This window comes from Mycobacterium sp. E1214, assembly GCF_001666755.1.
Classification (GTDB): domain Bacteria; phylum Actinomycetota; class Actinomycetes; order Mycobacteriales; family Mycobacteriaceae; genus Mycobacterium.
The window spans coordinates 1-20725 of the sequence record NZ_LZJC01000061.1; the positions used below are offsets into that span (position 1 = coordinate 1).

Annotated in this window: 20 protein-coding genes; 6 read left to right on the forward strand and 14 right to left on the reverse strand. The window is 71.0% G+C overall.

The window, feature by feature from the left end:
• Positions 1 to 1104: NAD(P)/FAD-dependent oxidoreductase (locus A5700_RS07115; protein ID WP_068204587.1), on the forward strand; the 1104-nt coding region annotated here is incomplete at its 5' end.
• Here A5700_RS07115 and A5700_RS07120 read toward each other — a convergent pair.
• From A5700_RS07120 to A5700_RS07140, 5 genes are all read right to left on the reverse strand, one after another.
• Positions 1101 to 2315: an O-succinylhomoserine sulfhydrylase gene (locus tag A5700_RS07120; protein WP_068070937.1), complete on the reverse strand. Its 1215-nt coding sequence runs from the start codon at positions 2313 to 2315 to the stop codon at positions 1101 to 1103. The two genes, A5700_RS07115 and A5700_RS07120, sit on opposite strands and share 4 nt — an antisense overlap.
• 7 nt (positions 2316 to 2322) lie before the next feature.
• A complete protein-coding gene (locus tag A5700_RS07125) occupies positions 2323 to 2763 on the reverse strand; it encodes a rhodanese-like domain-containing protein (RefSeq protein WP_068070935.1) in 441 nt (146 codons plus the stop codon).
• 164 nt (positions 2764 to 2927) lie between these two features.
• Entirely contained in the window at positions 2928 to 4139 is a 1212-nt protein-coding gene (gene purT, locus A5700_RS07130; RefSeq protein ID WP_068070934.1) for a formate-dependent phosphoribosylglycinamide formyltransferase, read from the reverse strand.
• Positions 4140 to 4168: 29 nt separating this feature from the next.
• Complete coding sequence (locus A5700_RS07135; protein WP_068070932.1) at positions 4169 to 4813, reverse strand: PaaI family thioesterase; 645 nt, start codon at positions 4811 to 4813, stop codon at positions 4169 to 4171.
• A complete protein-coding gene (locus A5700_RS07140) occupies positions 4810 to 6108 on the reverse strand; it encodes an adenylosuccinate synthase (protein ID WP_068070930.1) in 1299 nt (432 codons plus the stop codon). The genes A5700_RS07135 and A5700_RS07140 overlap by 4 nt, the downstream gene beginning before the upstream one ends.
• Positions 6109 to 6244: 136 nt before the next feature.
• Here A5700_RS07140 and A5700_RS07145 point away from each other — a divergent pair, with 136 nt between their 5' ends.
• Genes A5700_RS07145 through A5700_RS07155 form a run of 3 tightly spaced genes read left to right on the forward strand, consistent with a single transcriptional unit; the run spans position 6245 to position 8618 of the window.
• Positions 6245 to 6892 carry a peptidase M50 gene (locus A5700_RS07145; RefSeq protein WP_068070928.1) on the forward strand — a complete coding sequence of 216 codons (648 nt, stop codon included), beginning with the start codon at positions 6245 to 6247 and terminating at the stop codon, positions 6890 to 6892.
• 9 nt (positions 6893 to 6901) lie between these two features.
• Complete coding sequence (locus A5700_RS07150) at positions 6902 to 7681, forward strand: site-2 protease family protein (protein ID WP_068070926.1); 780 nt, start codon at positions 6902 to 6904, stop codon at positions 7679 to 7681.
• Between the two features lie 40 nt (positions 7682 to 7721).
• Positions 7722 to 8618, forward strand: a complete 897-nt coding sequence (locus tag A5700_RS07155) for a cation diffusion facilitator family transporter (protein ID WP_068070924.1) — start codon at positions 7722 to 7724, stop codon at positions 8616 to 8618.
• Positions 8619 to 8645: 27 nt separating this feature from the next.
• Here A5700_RS07155 and A5700_RS07160 read toward each other — a convergent pair whose 3' ends face one another.
• Positions 8646 to 9065, reverse strand: coding sequence for a DUF3151 domain-containing protein (locus A5700_RS07160; protein ID WP_068070922.1), 420 nt, complete (start codon positions 9063 to 9065; stop codon positions 8646 to 8648).
• Positions 9066 to 9180: 115 nt separating this feature from the next.
• On the opposite strand from A5700_RS07160, the gene A5700_RS07165 reads away from it, so the two are divergent.
• Together A5700_RS07165 and A5700_RS07170 are read left to right on the forward strand one after the other, a co-directional pair.
• Positions 9181 to 9996, forward strand: a complete 816-nt coding sequence (locus A5700_RS07165; protein ID WP_068070920.1) for a hypothetical protein — start codon at positions 9181 to 9183, stop codon at positions 9994 to 9996.
• 52 nt (positions 9997 to 10048) lie between these two features.
• Complete coding sequence (locus tag A5700_RS07170; protein ID WP_068070918.1) at positions 10049 to 10750, forward strand: DedA family protein; 702 nt, start codon at positions 10049 to 10051, stop codon at positions 10748 to 10750.
• Here the strand turns inward: A5700_RS07170 and A5700_RS07175 are convergent.
• The 8 genes from A5700_RS07175 to clpB all read right to left on the reverse strand — a co-directional run bounded on the left by A5700_RS07175 (position 10709) and on the right by clpB (position 20273).
• Entirely contained in the window at positions 10709 to 12658 is a 1950-nt protein-coding gene (locus tag A5700_RS07175) for an acetoacetate--CoA ligase (RefSeq protein WP_068070916.1), read from the reverse strand. The two genes, A5700_RS07170 and A5700_RS07175, sit on opposite strands and share 42 nt — an antisense overlap.
• 7 nt (positions 12659 to 12665) lie before the next feature.
• Complete coding sequence (locus A5700_RS07180) at positions 12666 to 13811, reverse strand: glycoside hydrolase family 76 protein (RefSeq protein ID WP_068070914.1); 1146 nt, start codon at positions 13809 to 13811, stop codon at positions 12666 to 12668.
• Between the two features lie 33 nt (positions 13812 to 13844).
• Positions 13845 to 14486, reverse strand: coding sequence for an RNA methyltransferase (locus A5700_RS07185; RefSeq protein WP_068070912.1), 642 nt, complete (start codon positions 14484 to 14486; stop codon positions 13845 to 13847).
• Positions 14483 to 15385: a hypothetical protein gene (locus A5700_RS07190; RefSeq protein WP_068070911.1), complete on the reverse strand. Its 903-nt coding sequence runs from the start codon at positions 15383 to 15385 to the stop codon at positions 14483 to 14485. Before A5700_RS07190 ends, A5700_RS07185 begins: the two co-directional genes overlap by 4 nt.
• A 14-nt stretch (positions 15386 to 15399) precedes the next feature.
• Positions 15400 to 15939, reverse strand: a complete 540-nt coding sequence (gene pyrE / locus A5700_RS07195; protein WP_068070910.1) for an orotate phosphoribosyltransferase — start codon at positions 15937 to 15939, stop codon at positions 15400 to 15402.
• A complete protein-coding gene (locus tag A5700_RS07200; protein ID WP_068070908.1) occupies positions 15926 to 16699 on the reverse strand; it encodes an SDR family oxidoreductase in 774 nt (257 codons plus the stop codon). Before A5700_RS07200 ends, pyrE begins: the two co-directional genes overlap by 14 nt.
• A gap of 55 nt (positions 16700 to 16754) precedes the next feature.
• The gene (ttfA, locus tag A5700_RS07205; protein WP_068071045.1) at positions 16755 to 17627 is read right to left on the reverse strand and encodes a trehalose monomycolate transport factor TtfA; all 873 of its coding nucleotides are present in this window, start codon (positions 17625 to 17627) and stop codon (positions 16755 to 16757) included.
• 99 nt (positions 17628 to 17726) lie between these two features.
• Positions 17727 to 20273 (reverse strand): ATP-dependent chaperone ClpB, encoded by a 2547-nt coding sequence (gene clpB, locus A5700_RS07210; RefSeq protein ID WP_068070906.1) that lies wholly within the window; start codon positions 20271 to 20273, stop codon positions 17727 to 17729.
• Between the last annotated feature and the right edge of the window lie 452 nt (positions 20274 to 20725).

Below are 20725 nucleotides of genomic sequence, written 5' to 3' on the forward strand. Positions count from 1 at the left end.
GGCATGGACACCGAAACGCCGTTCGACAGCCTCATCGTGGCGGCCGGCGCGCAGCAGTCCTACTTCGGCCACGACGAGTACGCCGCCTTCGCGCCCGGCATGAAAAGCATCGACGACGCGCTCGAGCTACGCGGCCGCATCCTCGGAGCCTTCGAGGCCGCCGAGGTGGCCACCGACCCGGCCGAGCGGAAACGGCGCCTGACCTTCGTCGTGGTCGGGGCCGGCCCCACCGGCGTCGAGTTGGCGGGTGAGATCGTCCAGCTCGCCGAGCGCACCCTGGCGGGCGCGTTCCGCACGATCACCCCCAGCGAGTGCCGCGTCATCCTGCTCGACGCCGCGTCCGCCGTGTTACCGCCGATGGGTCCCAAGCTGGGCCTCAAAGCGCAACGGCGACTGGAGAAGATGGACGTCGAGGTGCAGCTCAACGCCATGGTGACCGCCGTCGACTACATGGGCATCACCGTCAAGGACTCCGACGGCGGCGAGCGTCGCATCGAGTGCGCGTGCAAGGTGTGGGCGGCCGGCGTGCAGGCCAGCTCGCTGGGCGCGATGCTCGCCGACCAATCCGACGGCACCGAGACCGACCGCGCCGGCAGAGTCATCGTCGAGCCCGATCTCACCGTCAAGGGGCACCCGTACGTCTTCGTCGTCGGCGACCTGATGTTGGTGCCCGGGGTGCCGGGGATGGCGCAGGGCGCCATCCAGGGCGCCAAGTACGCCGCCGCGCTCATCAAGCAGGCCGTCAAGGGTCAGGACGACCCGGCCACGCGCAAGCCGTTCAAGTATCTGAACAAGGGCAGCATGGCGCTGATCTCGCGCTACAGCGCCGTCGCCCAGGTCGGCAAGGTCGAATTCGCCGGCTTCATCGCCTGGCTGGCGTGGTTGGTGCTGCACCTGTACTACCTCATCGGCCACCGCAACCGGATCGCGGCGATGTTCGCCTGGGGCATCTCGTTCCTGGGGCGCAGCCGCGGTCAGATGGCGATCACCAGCCAGATGATCTACGCCCGGCCGCTGGTGAACTGGGTCGAGCAGCAGGCCGCGGAGGGCGCCCTGGCGGCGGCCGAACGCGCCGAGGCGGCCGAGCAGAAGGCGGCCGGCTAGCCCAAAGCCTGATCGATGTCGGCGATCAGGTCGTCGGTGCCCTCCAGCCCGACCGAGATGCGCACCACGCCGTCGCCGAGCCCGATCGCCGCGCGGCCCTCCGGACCCATCGCGCGGTGCGTGGTGGTCGCCGGGTGCGTGACAAGGGATTTGGCGTCGCCGAGATTGTTGGAGATGTCGATCAGCGCCAGCTTGTCCAACAGCTCGAAGGCGCGTTGCTTGGCCGCGCCCTGCGGGCAGTCGAGCTCGAAGGTGATCACCGTGCCGCCGCCGGACATCTGCCGCTTGGCCAGGTCGAACTGCGGGTGCGAGGCCAGATACGGGTAGCGAACCCACCGCACGGCGGGGTGGTCCTGCAGGAATTCCGCGATCCTCAGGGCCGACGCGTTGCTGTGCGCGACCCGAACCGCCAGCGTCTCAAGGCCCTTCAACAGCACCCAGGCGTTGAAGGCGCTGAGCGCGGGCCCGGTGTGCCGCATCAGCTTTTGCACCGGGCCGTCGATGTAGTCCCGGTCGCCGAGGATCGCGCCGCCCAGCACCCGGCCCTGGCCGTCGATGTGTTTGGTGCCCGAATAGACCACGACGTCCACCCCGAGCGGCAACCCCTGCTGCAGCAGCGGCGTCGCGAAGACGTTGTCCAGCACGACCTTTGCGCCCGCGGAGTGGGCGAGTTCGCACACCGCGGCGATGTCGACCAGCGACTGCATCGGGTTGGACGGCGTCTCGAAGAATACCGCCGTGGTGGGTACGGACAGCGCCTGTTCCCACTGGCCCAGGTCGTCGCCGTCGACGAAAACCGTCTCGACACCCCAGCGCGGCAGGATCTCGTTGCACACCACGAAGCACGACCCGAACAGGCTGCGCGAGGCGACCAGCCGGTCCCCGGCCCCCAGCAGCGCGCCCAGCGACGTGAACACCGCCGCCATGCCGCTCGCCGTCGCGAAGGCCGCCGGCGCCCCCTCGATGAGCCGCAGCCGCTCCTCGAACATCGTCACCGTCGGGTTGCCGTATCGCGAGTACACGAAGTGATCCAGCTCGCCGGTGAACGACTGCTCGGCGACCGCCGCCGACTCGTAGACGTAGCCCGACGTCAGGAACAGTCCCTCGGCGGTCTCCTCGAACCCCGAGCGCAGCAGCCCGCCGCGCACCCCGAGGGTGGCCTGGCTGACGCCGTCGGGCAACGCCTTGGGCGTGCGGACCGACTCGGTCATGACCGCGTCATCCCTGCCGCCACGGCAAACCGATTGCCTTCCAACCGGTTTCGCCCCGGTGGCCCTGGGCGTTGAGCTGGCCTTCGAACCCGTCCAGCACGTTGTAGGCCGGGGTGATGCCCGCCTGGGTCGCGACCTCGGCGGCACCGATCGAGCGGTTTCCCGAGCGACACAAAAACACCACCGGCCGCTCCTCACCGGCGGGCGCGTCCGCGACCTGCTCGCGCAGCTCGTCGGCGAAACGCTCGTTGTGCCTGCCGTCGGAGGTGTTCCATTCGATGAACACCGCGTCGCGCCCGAGGCTGGACAGGTCGGGAACGCCCACGAAACGCCACTCCGCGTCCGTGCGGACGTCCACCAGTACCGCGTTCGGGTTGTCGCTGAGCAGCTTCCATGCGTCAAGGGGAGAGATGTCGCCCGCGTAGGAGCCTGCGTGACCTGTGCTCATGCTCGTATGACCTCGTTCGTAGTCGATTCTTCGTCGGCGCCGTCGTCGACAACGAAGGATCCTGTGCTCACGGGAGGCGATCAGCCCCCGCGGGCCACCACCACCGCTGCGCGATGCCTGACCTGCGATCGTAGCGAGGCCGCGCCCCTGTTTGGCCGGTGGGTTCAGGCCGGTGGGTGACGATCGGCCAGCTGGTGGGCGACCTCCCCGGCGCGCTCGCGCGCGGCCGCGACGTCCGGGGCGGTGGCCAACGCCTGATACGCCCGGCCCGACACCAGCACGTCGCTCTCCGGCACGTCGAGCGCCCGGGACAGCGCGGCGGCGCTCGGCGCCGCGGTCGGCGTCACCGCGCGGGCGGCCGCCGGCGAGACCATCACGGTGTCCACCGGCAGGCCCAAGATGGCGCGGGCCTGCAGCTCGAAGGCGGACAGCCGCTGACCACGCAGCGTCACCCAGGCGCTGTCGCGCGGGCGGGCGGAGACGTCGGCGAAATACACCTCGTCGCCGTTGACCATCAGCTCGACGCCGAACACGCCGGTGCCCCCGAGCGCCTTGACGATACGGGCGGCGATCGACCTGGCGGCGTCCGTCGCGGCCTCGCTCAACTTCTGCGGCTGCCAGGATTCCGACACCCCCGCGCCCGGGTCGCGATGGCCGATCGGTGAACAGAACTCGATCGACGGACCGCTGGGGCCCTCGACGCGCACCGCCAGCAGCGTGACGTAGTGCTCCACCTCGACCACCGACTCGGCCAGCGCGCGGTGCTGCCCACCGCTGACCGCGCGTTGCCACGCGGGGCCGACGTCGTCGCGGCCCGTGACCACCGACTGGCCCCGCCCGAGCGGGCCGCTGACCGGCTTGACCACCAAGGGGTAGCCGGCGTGGGCGCCGACGGCCTCCAGCTCACCCGCCGACCCGACGGTCCAAAACGGCGCGGTCGGCAACCCCAGCTCGTCGGCGGCCAGCCGGCGCAGGCCCTCGCGGTCGGCGGCCAGCCGCACCGCACGCGCGCCGGGCACCACCTCGGGCCGGTGGCCGCCGGGCCCCGACGCCACCGCGTCCAGGGCGTCGCCGGCGACGGTGTCGCTCGCGGCGACGACCACGTCAGGGCGCAGCCGCTGCACGACCTTCGAGACGTCGGCGGGGTCGGCCAGCGCGATGATCACCGACTGGTCGGCCACCCCGTGCGCGGGCGCGTGCGGGTACTCCTCGGCGATGATCACCCGCGCGCCGAGGCGCCCCAGGGCGATCGCCAACTCGCGGGCCAGCTCGTCGGCGCCCAACAGCAGCACCGACCGTCGGGAATCGGCGTCACCGGCGGGAGCGGCGAGCACCGCGGTCGGGTCGTCTTGTCCTTCGGTTCCGCCGTCAGTCACGGCTCAAGGATAGGTCGGGCGCCGACGGGTCACGGCTGGCCGGGAAGCAGCCGCACCATCAGGCCGTTGGCCTCGGCCAGCACGGCGTCGTCGGCGTCGACCAACTCCGCGGACACGAACGCCTTTCGACCCTCGGTGCGGGTGACCCGCCCCCGCACCGCCAGCGGGGTGTCGATCGGCGTGACCTTGCGGTAGTCGACGTGCAGGAAGGCGGTCCGGCTGATCGGCCGATTCGCGGCGTGCGAGACCATGCCGAACATATGGTCGAACAGCAGCGGCAACACCCCGCCGTGCACCGCGTGGTTGCCGCCCACGTGGAAGCGGCTGAACCGGCCCGTCATCTCGACACCGTCGGGCTGGTAGCGCGTCAGCACCCACGGCGGCAGCAGCAGGCTGCCCATGCCGGGCAGGTCGGGCGCCCGCCCCGCCGGCGCCTGCCCCTCGTCGGCCTCGAACGGGCTCAGCAGCTCCACCAGGGCCGCGGCCCGGTCCGCCGCGTCGTCCCACACGTCGTCGCCCGGGTCGGCGCATACGGCGAGGTCCTGCAGCCGGCGCATGGTCTCGACGAACCGGGCGAAGCCCGGGCCGGGGGTGACCGGGCCGTATTCCGGGAAGCCGCCGTGGCGTTGGTATTCCGGGTCCAGCTCGCGCGCGTCCGGCTGGGCGTCGGTCACGGGCGGGCCGCCAGGATGTCGCGACGCACGATGGTCTGGTCGCGCCCCGGGCCGACGCCGATGCAGGACATGTGCGCCCCGGCAAGCTCTTCGAGCCGCAGCACGTAGTCGCGCGCCTTCGCCGGCAGGTCGTCGAACTCGCGCGCCGCGGAGATGTCCTCCCACCAGCCGGGCAGTTCTTCATAGATCGGCTCGGCGCGGTGCAGGTCGCTCTGCGTCATCGGCATGTCGTGAATCTGCTGACCGTCGATGCGGTACCCGACGCACACCGGCACGGTCTCCAGGCTGGACAGCACGTCGAGCTTGGTCAGGAAGAAGTCGGTGATGCCGTTGACCCTGGTGGCGTAGCGGGCGATGACGGCGTCGAACCAGCCGCAGCGGCGGCGCCGCCCGGTGGTCACCCCGAACTCGCCGCCCGTCTTGGACAGGTACTCGCCGTTCTCGTCGAACAGCTCGGTGGGGAACGGGCCGGACCCCACCCGGGTGGTGTAGGCCTTGAGAATGCCCAGCACGGTGGTGATGCGGGTGGGCCCGATGCCCGAGCCCACCGCCGCGCCGCCCGCGGTCGGATTGGACGACGTCACGTACGGATAGGTGCCGTGGTCGACGTCGAGCAGGGTGCCTTGGGAGCCCTCCAGCAAGACAGTCTCCCCCGCGTCGAGGGCGTTGTTGAGCAGCAACCGGGCGTCGGCGATGCGGTGCTTGAATCCCTCGGCCTGTTCCAGCAGCGCCTCGACGATCTGCTGCAGGTCCAGCGCCTTGCGGTTGTAGACCTTCACCAGGATCTGGTTCTTCAGCTCGAGCGCGGCCTCGATCTTGTGGGTCAGCACCTCGTGGTCGAGCACGTCGGCGACCCGGATGCCGATGCGGGCGATCTTGTCCTGGTAGCACGGGCCGATGCCCCGGCCCGTGGTCCCGATCTTCTTGTTGCCCATGTAGCGCTCGGTGACCTTGTCGATGGCCACGTGATAGGGCAACAGCAGGTGTGCGTCGGCCGAGATCAGCAGCTTGGAGGTGTCGACGCCGCGATCCTCGAGGCCCTTGAGCTCATCGAGCAGCACCCCGGGGTCGACCACCACGCCGTTGCCGATGACATTGGTGACGCCGGGCGTCAACACGCCGGACGGGATGAGGTGCAGGGCGAAGTTCTCGCCGGTGGGCAGGACGACGGTGTGCCCGGCATTGTTGCCGCCCTGATAGCGCACGACCCACTGCACACGCTCGCCGAGCAGGTCAGTGGCCTTACCTTTGCCCTCGTCGCCCCATTGGGCGCCGATGAGGACGATTGCCGGCATGACACGCTCCAACCTGATCTCGCCTGCGTATTGTGGTCCAGCCGGGGACCCACCTTAGCCTGTGACGATGCGGGCGGCTCGCGGCCCGCTGAGGAACCAGGCATTTCGACTCAAGCCCGAAGCCCGCGAGGAGCGCATGGATAGCGCCGCGAACACGGCCCAGGTGACGGTGTTGTTGTTCGGCGCGACGCGCGCGCCCGCCACGCTGCGTGACCTGCCCGCCGTGCGCGTCGACGGAACTCTCGACCTGGCCGGCGACCTGGCGCCGCACTCGCGGGTCGTCGTGGTGGGGGCCGACGCCGACCTGGCCGCGGTGCTGACCGGGCTGCTGCGCGCCGACCGGTTGGACGTCGAGGTGGCCTACGTGCCCCGTCGTCGCACCCGGGCGACCCGGGTGTACCGCCTGCCCGCGGGGCGACGCGCGGCGCGGCGCGCCCGACGCGGCGCCGCGCGCCGGGTGACGTTGCTGCGCGACGAGACCGGGTCGGTGGTCGTCGGGCGGGCCGGCTGGTACCCGCCAGAACGGGGCCTCGCCGTGCACGGCGAGGCCGTCGTCGACGACACCACGCTGTTCGACGGCGAGGTGGCCGCCGTGCACGTCGAACCGACTCCGGCGAACCCCGGGCTGCGGGCCCGCGTGCGCGGGCGCCGCTGGACCGCCGGGCGCGCGGCCCAGTTGGGCAGCACCGGCGTCAGCGTGGTGCGCGACGGCGTCCCGGCCGCGCGGCCGGTGCGCCGGTCGACGTTCTACCGCCACGTCGAAGGCTGGCTGCTGGTCCGATAGTTTCGACCGGTGCGAAAGCCTTCCGGGCGCGAATCGGTGCGACCCAGCCCCCTGTTTTTGGCCATCCTCGGCGTGACGGCGCTCGGCGGCGTGCTCGCGTGGCTGGCCGGGTCCGCCGAGCGTCCCCTCGCCTACGTCGGGGTGTTCACCTTCGTCATCGCCGGCTGGGTGGTATCGCTGTGCCTGCACGAGTTCGGGCACGCCGTGACCGCCTGGCGGTTCGGCGACCGAGACGCGGCGGTGCGCGGCTACCTCACGCTGGACCCGCGCCGCTACAGCCATCCGGCGCTATCGCTGCTGTTGCCGTTGGTGATCATCGCGCTCGGCGGCATCGGTTTGCCGGGCGCCGCGGTGTACGTGCGGACCTGGTTCATGACGCCCGCACGCCGCACGCTGGTCGCCCTGGCCGGCCCCGCGGCCAACCTCGCGCTCGCGGTGCTGCTGCTGGCGTTGACCCGCTTGCTGTTCAACCCGCACCACCTGGTGCTCTGGTCCGCGGTCGCGTTCCTGGGCTTCCTTCAGCTCACCGCGCTGTTGCTGAACCTGCTGCCGATCCCGGGCCTGGACGGCTACGACGCCCTGGAACCGCACCTGAGCCCCGAGACGCAGCGGGCCGTGGCGCCGGCCAAGCAGTGGGGCTTTTTCATCCTGCTCTTCCTGCTGCTGCCGCTGGCGGCCAACCAATGGTTCTTCGGCGTCGTGCTGTCGCTGTTCGACCTGTCCGGCGTGCCGCACCAGCTGGTCGGCTGGGGCAACGCGCTGACCCGCTTCTGGAGCCGCTGGTTCTAACGCTTGCCATATATGCGATTATCCGCATATATTGCTGGCCATGGGCGCCGGGCACAACCACACCCCCGCCGGGACGGACTCCTCCCGGCTGATCCCCCGCATGATCCTGGCCGCGGCGATACTCGCGGCGTTCTTCGTCGTGGAGCTGGTCACGTCGCTGCTGATCAACTCGATCGCCTTGCTGGCCGACGCCGGCCACATGCTCACCGACGTCGTAGCGGTGTTCATGGGGCTGGCCGCCGTCATGCTGGCCCGACGGGGCAGCACGTCACCCGCGCGGACGTACGGGTGGCACCGCGCCGAGGTGTTCACCGCGGTCGCCAACGCCGCGCTGCTGGTCGGGGTGGCCCTGTTCATCCTCTACGAGGCCATCGAACGGCTCAGCGACGCGCCGCCGATCCCCGGCGTCCCGATGATCGTGGTGGCGCTGGCCGGCCTGGCCGCCAACTTCGCGGTGGCGCTGCTATTGCGGTCACAGTCGTCGGGCAGCCTGGCGGTCAAGGGCGCCTACATGGAGGTCGTCGCCGACACCGTCGGCAGCCTGGGCGTGCTGATCGCCGGCATCGTCACCGTGACCACGCACTGGCCCTACGCCGACGTGGTGGTGGCCGTGCTGGTCGCGCTGTGGGTGCTGCCCCGGGCCATCGCGCTGGCCCGCGACGCGCTGCGGATCCTGTCGGAGTCGTCGCCCACCCACATCGACGTCGAGGAGCTGCGGACCGCGCTGGGCGCCGTCGACGGCGTCACCGAGGTCCACGACCTCCACGTCTGGACGCTCGCGCCCGGCAAGGACATGTGCACCGCGCACCTGACCAGCTCGGCGGACTCGGCGCGGGTGCTGAACGACGCCCGCGCGGTGCTGTCGGCCCGCGGGCTCGACCACGCCACCGTGCAGATCGAAGGGCCGGGCGGAGCCGACTGCGCTGAGACCTTCTAGGACCTTCTAGGACCTTCTCAGACCCTGCTAGCCGTCCAACCCCAGCGCGGCGCGGGCGGTGGGGTCGCAGTCGTCGAGCAGATCCAGGCAGCGCGCGTACTCCGGCGCCTCGCCGATCGAGTCGGCGGCGCGCGCCAGCGCCGCCACGCAGCGCAAGAAGCCGCGGTTGGGCTCGTGCGCGTAGGGCACCGGGCCGAAGCCCTTCCAGCCGTTCCTGCGCAACTGGTCCAGGCCCCGGTGGTAGCCCGTGCGGGCGTAGGCGTAGGCCGTGATGGCCTGGTCGTCGGCCAGCGCCTGCTCGGCGAGCGCGGCCCAGGCCACCGACGCCGCCGGATGCGCGGCGGCGACGATGCCCGGTTTCTCGCCGGCGAGCAGTTCGGCCTCGGCGTCGAAATCGCCGGGCAGCAGGATCGGGTCGGGTCCTAGGAGATCTCCCATCGGCGTCATGGCTCTATTTTGCAGTTCGCGGTTTCGTGGCCGGCGCCGCACCTCTCCCTCACCCCATCGCGGGGTATTCGTCGCTAAGCTCTGCAACTACCGCACTCCTAGGAGGACAGCAGCCGTGGATCCGCGCGAGTCCCGGAACAAACCGGGCGACGAGTGGGCCTATGACGCCGGTGCGCCCGGCGACGTGTCCAGCGAAGACGTCACCGAGAACGTTCCGCTGATACCCCGCGATGCCGAGACCGAGACCGTGGTGATCAACCAGGGCGAGCCCCAAGGCGGCCCCGACGACACGTCGGACCCCGCGCACGAGCGCCGCTTCACCGCGCCCGGATTCGACGCCAAAGAGACCACGGTCATCGCCACCACACCGGAGCCCGCCACCGAGGTGTTCGCCACTCCGCCGCACGGCCAGCTCGGCGCCCCGCAGAAAGCCGCTGTGCCACAGTCGATCCCGCCGCGCTTCGGCGAGCGGCTGCGGCCGCCCAAGCAGTTCAACTGGGGCTGGGTGCTGGCGCTGGTCGTCATCGTGCTGGCGCTGGCGGCGATCGCCATCCTGGGCACCGTGCTGCTGACCCGGGGCAAGCACGCGAAGGCTTCCCAGGAAGACCTGGTCAAGCACACCATCTCGGACTTCGACACCGCCATCCAGCGCGGCGACCTCACCACGCTGCGCACCATCACCTGCGGGACCACCCGCGATGGTTACGCCGATTACGACGAGCACTCGTGGCAGGAATCGTATGGCCGCGTCTCGGCGGCCAAGCAGTACCCGGTGATCGCCAGCATCGACCAGGTGGTCATCAACGGCCAGCACGCCGAGGCCAACGTCACGACGTTCATGGCCTACGACCCACAGGTGCGCTCGACCCGCAGCCTCGACCTGCAGTACCGCGACGACCAGTGGAAGATCTGCCAGTCGCCCAGCGGCTGACCGACCGCGTAACCGGTCGGCGGCTCACCCCGAGCCGGTATGTTGAACGACCATGAGCACCGCCGTGACGGCCCTGCCCAACATCCTCGACCCGATGACCTGGATTGGTCCCCAGGGCTATTTCGCGTCGGCGGTGCTGCCGACGATCCTGGTCATCGTCTTCGTCGAGACGGGGCTGCTGTTCCCGCTGCTGCCCGGCGAGTCACTGCTGTTCACCGGCGGGCTGCTGGCCGCCAAGGGCACGCTCGACATCTGGGTGTTGGCCCCGGCCGTCGCCATCGTCGCGATCCTGGGCGACCAGACCGGGTACTTCATCGGCCGCCGGATCGGGCCGGCGCTGTTCAAGAAGGAAGACTCCCGCTTCTTCAAGAAGCACTACGTCACCGACTCGCACGCCTTCTTCGAGAAGTACGGCGCATGGGCGATCATCCTGGCCCGCTTCCTGCCGTTCGTACGGACCTTCACCCCGGTGATCGCCGGGGTCTCCTACATGCGTTACCCCGTCTACCTGGCATTCGACATCGTCGGCGGCGTGCTGTGGGGCGGCGGCGTGACGCTGATCGGGTACAACCTGGGCAACGTGCCGTTCGTTCACCAGAACCTGGAAAAGATCATCCTCGTGATCCTGTTCGTGTCGATGATCCCGGCGTTCGTCGCGGCCTGGCGGGGTTATCGCGGCCGCCGGTCCAAAACCGTTGAGCAGAGCCCGGATTCAGCGCACCCCGGCCCGGCGGTACGCAACGAAGGCGTCTAGCAGTTCCGGTCGGTCGATCGAACTGATCTGCACTGCCTCGCTGGGCGCGGCGCCCAGCAGGACGCGCTTGATCGGGATCTCCAGCCGCTTGCCGGTCAGGGTCCGCGGGATGGCGGGCACCACCAGGATGTCGTCGGGCACGTGCCGCGGTGAGGCGTGCGCGCGGATCGCCGCGACGATGCTCGAGCGCAGCGCGTCGTCGAACTCCACCCCATCCGCGAGGGACACGAACAGCGGCATCCAATAGCCGCCGTCGCCCTGCTCGACGCCCACCACCAGGCAGTCGTCCACCTCGGGCAGGCCCTCGACCGCGCCGTAAATCTCGGCGCTGCCCATCCGGACGCCCAGCCGGTTCAGGGTGGCGTCCGAGCGGCCGTGCACCACAACGGATCCCCGCTCGGTGATGGTGATCCAGTCGCCGTGGCACCACACACCCGGGTACTTGTCGAAGTACGCGGCGCGATAGCGGCTGCCGTCGTCGTCGTTCCAGAAGAACACCGGCATCGAGGGCATCGGCTTGGTCAGCACCAGTTCGCCCTCTTCACCGATCACGGGTTGTTGCGGTCCCACCCACGACTCGATGGCCGCGCCCAGGCAGATACACGACAACTCGCCGGCCACCACCGGCATGATTGCGCAGCCGCCGAGGAAGGCGGTGCAGACATCGGTGCCGCCGCTCATCGAGATCACCGGCACCGACCGGCCCAGGCCCTCCTGCACCCAGCGGAACCCGGAGGCGGGCAGCGGGGACCCGGTGGACCCGACCGCGCGCAGCGCGTCCAGCGGGTAGGTCGCGCCCGGCTTCAGGTCCTCCTTAGCGCAGGCCAGCAGGTAGCCGGCGCCCGCGCCCAGCACGTTGACGCCGGTCTCGGCGGCCACCCGCCAAAGCCCGTCGGTCCTCAGGTGCGTGGGGCTGCCGTCGTACAACACGATGGTGGTGTCCACCAGCAGCCCGGACACCAGCAGGTTCCACATCATCCAGCTGGTCGACGAGTACCACAGGAAGCGGTCGCCGGCGTGCAGATCCAGTTGCAGGCTCAGGTATTTCAGGTGCTCTAGCAGGGCGCCGCCGTGCCCGTGCACGATGCCCTTGGGCTTGCCGGTGGTGCCGGAGGAGAACATCACCCACAGCGGGTGCGCGAACGGGACGGCCGCGACCTCCAGGGCCGCGTCGTTGTCGATCGCGGCCGCCCACGCCACGGTGTCACCGTCGTGATCCAGCCCCAGCCGCGGCACCACCACAGTGGCCCGCAGGGTCGGCATGCCGCGGCGGATGGTGTCCAGCTCCGCGCGGCGGTCGATGCGCTTGCCGCCGTACACCGAGCCGTCGCTGGCCACCAGCACGGCCGGTTCCACCTGGCCCAGCCGGGCGATCACGCCGTCGACCGAGACGTCCTGGTTGCACACCGCCCACACCGCGCCCACCGCCGCGGTGGCCAGGGCGGCGACGACCGCCTCGCCGATGTTGGGTAGGTAACCCACGACGCGATCGCCGGGCCGCACCCCGACGCCGCGCAGGTAGGCGGCGAACGCGGCGGTTTCGGCCTGCAGCCGCGCCCACGACCACTCGGTGGTGCCGTCCTCGCCGGCGGCGATGAGGGCGGGGCGCTGGTCGGTCGCGTGCCGGAACACCTCGCCGGCGTAATTCAGGGTGGCGCCGGGGAACCACTCGGCTCCCGGCATGGCGCGGTTGCCGAGCACGGCGCTCGGCGGGGTGGCGGCCTGGACGTCGAAGTAGTGCCAGACGGCGTCCCAGAACCAGTCGATGTCGTCGACGGACTTGCGGAGCAAGTCGGGGTAGCCGTCGTAGTGCCCGCGCCCGGTCTCGGCCAGCCAGGCCAAGAAGTGGGTGAGGTTGGCCTGGGCGAGCGTCGCGTCGTCGGGAATCCAGCTGCCGGGCTCGGTCATCGGCGGCTCATTCCTGGTGCGGGGCGGCGTCGTTGCCTGCAGTCACGGCGGTGACGTTACAGGCGGCCTCCATCAGCATCCAGCCCGACAGCTGCACCGACAGGTCCCGCTCGGGGATCTCCGATCCGCTTACCGCACCCTCGATGAACTCCCCCTCTTTGCCGGCGGCGGTGGGCAGTTGCGCGTCGCGATCCCAGAACGGTCCGAACACCGGCAGGCCGTCGACCGTCTGCCGGTGGTCCCATGCCGCCTTGGCACTGGCCAGCACCAGCCGGCGCGCGGTGTCGCGGGCGACGGCGTCGTCGGCCGAGTCGCCGGGCAAGGTGGTGGCGACGAGTGCCAGGTAGCGGGCCGTGATGCCGGAGAACAGCCCGCCGTCACCACCGCCGGCGCCGGTCAGGACGCCCGCGGGCGCCATGTGTTCGGCGACGGCCGCGACCAGGCGGTGCACCCGGGCGCCGTGGCGGGCCCGGACCTCGGCGCCGGTGCGGGCGGCGAGTTCGGTCTCCAGCCCGAGCACCACGCCCTGGCAGTAGGTGTACTGCGCACGCACCAGCGAGCCGTCCTTGATGCCGTCGAACACCAGGTGTGTGTCGGGATCGATCAGCGTGCGGTCGATCCAATCCGCCATCTGCCCGGCCCGTTTCAGGTGGTCACCGTAGCGGGCGAGGAAGATCCCCGCCGGCCCGTTGGCCGGGGCGTTGAAGAAATTCCCCGGCTTGCGCCACGGGATGCCGCCGCCGTCTTGCGGCGCCCACGCGCCGACGAATTGGCCGGCGAGCTTGGAGAGCGCACCCGGGCGTTGCACGTCGGCGATGCGTGCGGCGCGTTCCAGCGCCAGCGCGAGCCAAGCCATGTCGTCGTAGTAGTTGTTGGTCCAGGAGAGGTTGTTACGCAGCCGGTGCGAGCGGATCTGCCGGGTGATCCGGGCCCGCCGTTCGGCCTGCGGGTCGCGCCGCTGCGCGTCGACCAGGCAGTCCAGCAGGTGCGCCTGCCACCAGTAGTGCCAGGTTCCGAACAGCCGGTCGCGCCGGGTCGGCGGCCAGCCCACCACGCCGAGCTGGGTCGCGGGCAAACCCCACAGCCGCTTCAGGTGTCGTTGCGCCACAGCGGCTTCGGCGCTGGCCGCGCGGTTGGCCCAGAGCTGATCCATAGCTGTCGATCCTGCCCCATCGGGGGTCCGGGATCACCAGGCCCGTGACAGGTCGGCGTGCTGGCGTACCCACGCGTGCATGGCGATCCCGGCGGCGACGCCCGCGTTGATGCTGCGCGTCGAGCCGAATTGGGCGATCGACACGGTCAGCGCCGCGCCGGCGCGGGTGTCGTCGGTGATGCCGGGCCCCTCCTGGCCGAACACCAGCAGGCACTCGCGCGGCAGCGCGGCCTGCTCCAGCCGCGCCGCCCCCGGGACGTTGTCGACGGCCACCGCGGTCAGGCCCGCCGCCGCGGCGAAGTCGAGCAGCTCGGCGGTGCTGTCGTGGTGGCACAGCCGCTGGTACCGGTCGGTCACCATGGCGCCGCGACGGTTCCAGCGCCGCCGACCCACGATGTGGACGGTGTGCACGGCGAAGGCGTTGGCGGTGCGCACCACCGACCCGATGTTCGCGTCGTGCCCGAAGTTCTCGATCGCCACGTGCAGCGGGTGACGGCGCCGGTCGATGTCGGCGATGATCGCCTCCCGCGTCCAGTACCGGTAGGCGTCGACGACGTTGCGGGTGTCGCCGCCGCGCAACAGGACCGGGTCGTAGCGGGGGTCGTCGGGCACCGCACCGGGCCAGGGGCCGACGCCGGCCGAGGTGCCCCATTCCGTCGGTCCGGGCTCACTCATCGCTGCGTCCACACCCCGGCGTGCGTGCCGTCGATCGCCACGGTCGCGTAGAGCAGCGCGTCGTTGATCTCGCCCTGGGTGCACAGCGACGCGTTGACGTGCACGGCGTCCAGCGAGGCGTCGGGCAGGATCAGCACCGACGACCCGTAGGTCGCGCAGGCGGGATTGAGGCCCCGCCCCGGCTGCGCCGGCGACGCGAGCAGCATCACCGGGCCGCCGCGCTTGGCGGACTCGTCGCGGTAGCGGGCCGCCACGCCGTCGGCCTCCAACCCGAGCAGCATGAAGCCGTTGCCGGTGAACGCGCCGGGATCCCCCAGCTGGGCCTGCGTCACCGGCTTGCCGTCGGCCCGCCACGCCGACAGGCTCGCCGTCTTGACCGACAGGCCGCCGCTGTCGTTGGCGTTGGTGGGCAGCAACCCCACCGGGAACGCCACCGGGTAGGCCGATGACGAGTCGGGGATGCGGTCGCGCGGCGAATAGGCGTAGACGCCGCGGACCTGGCTGCGATCCTTCAGCGGGCCCAGGCACACCGTGCCGGTGAGGCGGTCGGGCGGCGCGGACAGCGGGTGCGCGATGTCGTGGACGCTGGTCAGGGCCGCGTCGCAGCCGCCGAGCGCCGGCGATTCCATGGGGTGGGCCAGCGCGCCGTAGAGCCCGAAGCGGAGGTCCTCGGCCTTCGCGTGCGGGGCGTGCGGATCCTTGGCCGACGCGTCGACGTCGACCAGGACGTAGTCGCCGTCCCAGCGCAGGTTCGACACCGACATGTTCCAGCCCAGCAGGGCCAGCGACTCGCCGATCCGCGCGCCCTGCGCGCCGTACGGGTTGACGGCGTGGGAGGGATTGGAGCAGCCCGCCAGGCAGACCGCCACGCAGGTGGCCACGGCAAGGAGGAGGCGCACAGCGGTGACGGGGCCTACCCCAGCCCCAAGTCGGCCAGGCCGAGCACGCTGCGATACGGCAGGCCCTCGGCCTCGATGGCCTCGGCGGCGCCGGTCGCGCGGTCGACGACGGTGGCCACGCCGAGCACCTCGCCGCCGGCCTCCCGCACGGCCCGCACCGCGGTGAGCGCGGAGTTGCCGGTGGTGCTGGTGTCCTCGACCACCAGCACGCGCTTCCCGGAGACCTCCGAGCCCTCGATAAGGCGTTGCAGCCCATGGGCTTTCGCGGACTTCCGCACCACGAAGGCGTCGATGGGGCGTCCCGGCGCATGCATGACGGCCGTGGCCACCGGGTCCGCGCCCAGCGTCAGCCCGCCGACGACGGCGTAGTCCCAGTCGCTGGTGAGCTCGCGCACCAGCTTCCCGATCAGCGGCGCGGCGCGGTGGTGCAGGGTGGCGCGGCGCAGGTCGACGTAGTACTCGGCCTCCTTGCCCGACGACAGGGTGACCCGGCCGTGCACCACGGACAGCCGCCGCACCAGCTCCGCGAGCTCGCTTCGGTCAGGTTCGGCCACGGCCGCTGCCAATCCGCTTGGTGACGGCCCGCATGAGGGGCCGCGGGATCATCCGCTCGGCGGCGATGATCGCCTTGTACTGCAGCCCCGGGATGCTGATGACCTTGCCCCGGGCGATGTCGGCGAGGCTCTGGCTGACGACGTCGTCGACCTGCAGCCACATGAACGACGGTGAGGTGGACATGTCGATCCCGGCGCGGGCGTGGAACTCGGTGCGCACGTAGCCCGGGCACACCGCGTGCACGGTCACCCCGGTGCCCTGCAGGCCGACCGAGAGGCCCTCGCTGAACGAGATGACCCAGGCCTTGGACGCCGAATAGGTCGACCCGCGGCCCGGCACCAGGCCCGCGACGCTGGCGATGTTGATGACGGTGCCCGAACCCGCGTCGAGCATGGCCGGCAGCGCAGCACGGGTGAGGTGCATGACGGCGGTGACGTTGACGTCGAGCTGCGACTGGAGCTTCGCGGGGTCCGTGGCCCAGAACTCGCCGGAGGTGGCGAACCCGGCGTTGTTGACCAGCACCTGCACGCCCGCGGCCAGCCGCTCGCACACCTTGTCGCGGCCGGCCGCCTCGGCCAGGTCGGCGGGCAGCACCTCGACGCGGCCCGCGTGGCTCTCGAGTTCGGCCGCCAGGGCGGTCAACCGGTCGACGTCGCGGGCGACCAGGACGAGGTCGTAGCCGTCGGTGGCGTAGCGCAGGGCGTAGCCGGCGCCGATGCCCGAGGTGGGCCCGGTGATCAGGGCGACGGGGCGAGGCATGTGCGACATCCTATGACCCGCCCGGGCGGGGCGGGCCGGGCAGCCCGTCCGCGGCTCAGTGCTGAATGTTGGAGGCCTGGTGGCCGTTGCGGCCCGCGGGCGGCGGGCGGCGGCCGGCGTCCGGGCGGCCCTCCGTGCGGGTCTGGTCGCGGCGCACCGGTTCGGGGGCGCGCCGGGGCGGGGCCTCCGCACCCAGCAGGCCCGCCGAGTCCTGCTGGCGGCGGGGCGGCAGCTCCGCGCGGCCCGCGGGGGCGAGCGGTCGGCTGGGCGACGCGCTGCGCACGCTCGCCGGGGCGCCCGCCTCCTGCTGCGTCTCCTCGGGCAGCGGCGGCAGCACCCGCAGCAGGTCGTTGAACTGCCGCACGGTGCGCAACCCCTCGTCCCACTGGGTGCGGGTGCTGGTGACCGGCAGGGCGACCAGCGTCCAGTTCTGCTCGTTCCACATGATCTCCGCGCTGTCCGGCGCGGTGTGGGCGAACGTCACCATGCGACGGTCGCAGGCGCGCCGGGCGGCGTCGAGGTTGGTGGAGTACACCATCCGCGGGCCGATCGCGCCCAGCAGCCAAATGTCGCTTTCGCGTGGCTCTTTGAGGCCCTTGAGCCGCAGGTCCACGACCACGTTGGTGCCCACCTTGCGGTGCAGCGCGATCACGGTGGCGACCTCTTCGAGGTCGAAGATGTACACGGCCTCGCCGCGGATCTGGCCGAGCACCACGTTCTGGGCGGCCACGTCCCCCACCGTCGACATCACGCCGCGCTTCCAGCGCTTGAGGATGTCGGCCGATTCACGTTCGTAGTCGAAGCCGTGGGAGCGCGCCCACGACCTGCGGCGCCTGCTGCGCCCGCGCCGCCGATCGATGTCGACGTAGAGCAGCACCGCCGCACCGACGAAGCACAGCGCCGACAGCGTGAACCAAAGGGGGACCACCAAAACAGCGTATCTGCTATTGCGCCGGAATAAAGAAGTCCAGCGGGTCACAACCCCGTCACAGCAGGTAACGCCTGTCTTTGGTGGTCCCCCTCGGCGTCAGCCCAGGATCAGCGAGTCGCCGTCCGGGCTGACGTTGACCGGCACGGTGTCACCGTCGTGCACGTCGCCGGACAGCAGCATCTTGGCGAGCTGGTCGCCGATGGCCTGCTGTACCAGCCGCCGCAACGGCCGGGCCCCGTAGATCGGGTCGAAGCCGCGCTGCGCCAGCCACTGCTTGGCGGGCAGCGACACCTCCAGCGTGAGGCGGCGCTGGGCCAGCCGCTTTTGCAGCTGAGCCAGCTGGATGTCGACGATCGACACCAGCTCGCCGGGCTCCAGCCCGTGGAAGATGATGACGTCGTCGAGCCGGTTGATGAACTCGGGCTTGAACGCCGAGCGCACCGCGGCCATCACCTGCTCCTCGCTGCCACCCGAGCCCAGGTTGGACGTCAGGATCAGGATGGTGTTGCGGAAGTCGACCGTGCGGCCCTGCCCGTCGGTCAGCCGGCCCTCGTCGAGCACCTGCAGCAGCACGTCGAACACGTCCGGGTGCGCCTTTTCGATCTCGTCGAACAGGATCACCGTGTACGGGCGCCGGCGCACCGCCTCGGTGAGCTGACCGCCCTGGTCGTAACCGATGTAGCCGGGCGGGGCGCCGACGAGCCGGGCCACCGAGTGCTTCTCGCCGTACTCGCTCATGTCGATGCGGACCATGGCCCGCTCGTCGTCGAACAGGAACTCCGCCAGCGCCTTGGCCAGCTCGGTCTTCCCGACGCCGGTCGGCCCGAGGAACATGAACGACCCGGTGGGCCGGTTGGGATCGGCGACCCCGGCGCGGGAACGCCGGACGGCGTCGGACACGGCCGTCACCGCCTTGCGCTGGCCGATGACCCGTTTGCCGAGTTCCTCCTCCATGCGCAGCAGTTTGGCGGTTTCGCCCTCGAGCATCCGCCCGGCGGGGATGCCGGTCCACGCGGACACCACCTCGGCGATGTCGTCGGGTCCGACCTCCTCCTTGAGCATCACGTTCTCGCGGGCCTCGGCCTGCGGCAGCGCGGCGTCGAGCTTCTTCTCGACCTCCGGGATGCGCCCGTAGCGCAGCTCGGCGGCCTTGGCCAGGTCACCGTCGCGCTCGGCGCGCTCGGACTCCCCGCGCAACGCCTCCAGCTGCTCCTTGAGCTCGCGGACGACGTCGATCGCGTTCTTCTCGTTCTGCCAACGGGCGGTCAGCTCGGAGAGCTGTTCCTTCTTGTCGGCCAGCTCCGAGCGCAGCTTCTCCAGCCGCTCCCGCGACGCCTCGTCCTCTTCCTTCGCGAGCGCCATCTCCTCGATCTCGAGGCGGCGCACCAGGCGCTCGACCTCGTCGATCTCGACGGGCCGCGAGTCGATCTCCATCTTGAGCCGGCTGGCCGCCTCGTCGACCAGGTCGATGGCCTTGTCGGGCAGGAACCGCGCGGTGATGTAACGGTCGGACAGCGTGGCCGCCGCGACCAGGGCCGAGTCGGTGATGCGCACGCCGTGGTGCACCTCGTAGCGGTCCTTCAGGCCGCGCAGGATGCCGACGGTGTCCTCTACCGACGGCTCGCCGACCAGCACCTGCTGGAAGCGGCGTTCCAGGGCGGCGTCCTTCTCGATGTACTTGCGGTACTCGTCGAGCGTGGTGGCGCCGACGAGGCGCAGCTCGCCGCGGGCCAGCATCGGCTTGATCATGTTGCCGGCGTCCATGGCGCCCTCGCCGGTCGCGCCGGCGCCGACGATCGTGTGCAGCTCGTCGATGAAGGTGATGATCTGTCCGGCGGAGTTCTTGATGTCGTCGAGCACGGCCTTGAGCCGCTCCTCGAACTCGCCGCGGTACTTCGCGCCGGCCACCATGGAACCGAGGTCCAGGCTGATAACGGTCTTGTCGCGCAGGCTCTCCGGGACGTCGCCGGCGACGATGCGCTGGGCCAGGCCCTCGACGATCGCCGTCTTGCCGACGCCGGGTTCGCCGATGAGCACCGGGTTGTTCTTGGTGCGCCGGCTCAGCACCTGCACGACGCGGCGGATCTCGTTGTCACGGCCGATGACCGGGTCGAGCTTGCCGTCGCGGGCGCGGGCGGTCAGGTCGGTGGAGTACTTCTCCAGCGCCTGGTAGGTCGCCTCGGGCTCGGGGCTGGTGACGCGGCCGCTGCCGCGCACCTTGACGAACCCCTCGCGCAGTGCCTGCGGCGACGCGCCGTGGCCGGTCAACAGCTTGGCGACGTCGGAGTCGCCGGTGGCCAGGCCGACCAGCAGGTGCTCGGTCGAGACGTACTCGTCGTCCATCTCGGTGGCGAGCTGCTGCGCGGTGGTGATGGCGCTCAACGACTCGCGCGACAGCTGCGGCTGCGAGCTGGCGCCGCTGGCCTGCGGCAGCCGGTCCACCAGGCGTTGCGCCTCGGCGCGGATGGTGGCGGGTTCGACGCCGACCGCCTCCAGCAGCGGCCCGGCGATGCCGTCGGCCTGCGTCAGCAGCGCCAGCAGCAGGTGAGCCGGCCGGATCTCCGGGTTGCCGGCGGACGACGCCGCCTGCAGCGCCGCGGTCAGCGCCGCCTGGGTCTTGGTGGTCGGGTTGAAAGAATCCACGACGCCTCCGTTCGTGTTGTAGGCAAAAATGCTTCTCGCGTTGTTCAACGCCGTCAAGGTTGAGTCTGTTCCGCTCAACTCTAGCGAGTTTTGAGCGCCACCGGCTAGGGGGTACCCCCGTCCCGATGACGCAGACGATCGAGCACCCCGACCACACGGACACCAGGCTTTCCCCGGTGCCGCGCCGCGTTCCCGTCGCGTTCTGGCTCGCCGAGCTGCTGCCGTTGCGGTGGCGGTACGGGTGGACGCTGCTGCTGGTCGGGGCGGCCCCCATCGCGCTGTGGGTGCAGCTGCCGCGGGCCTTCGCCGCGGCCGCGGTGCTCACGGTGGTGGGCATCTACGCCGTCCAGCTGCGCGGCGCGCGCGAGCGCCTGGCGTTGCTGCGCTGGGGCCGGGTGGCCACCGTGACCGGCGTCGAAACCGCCTCGGCCGCAACGCGGTACCGCTACAAC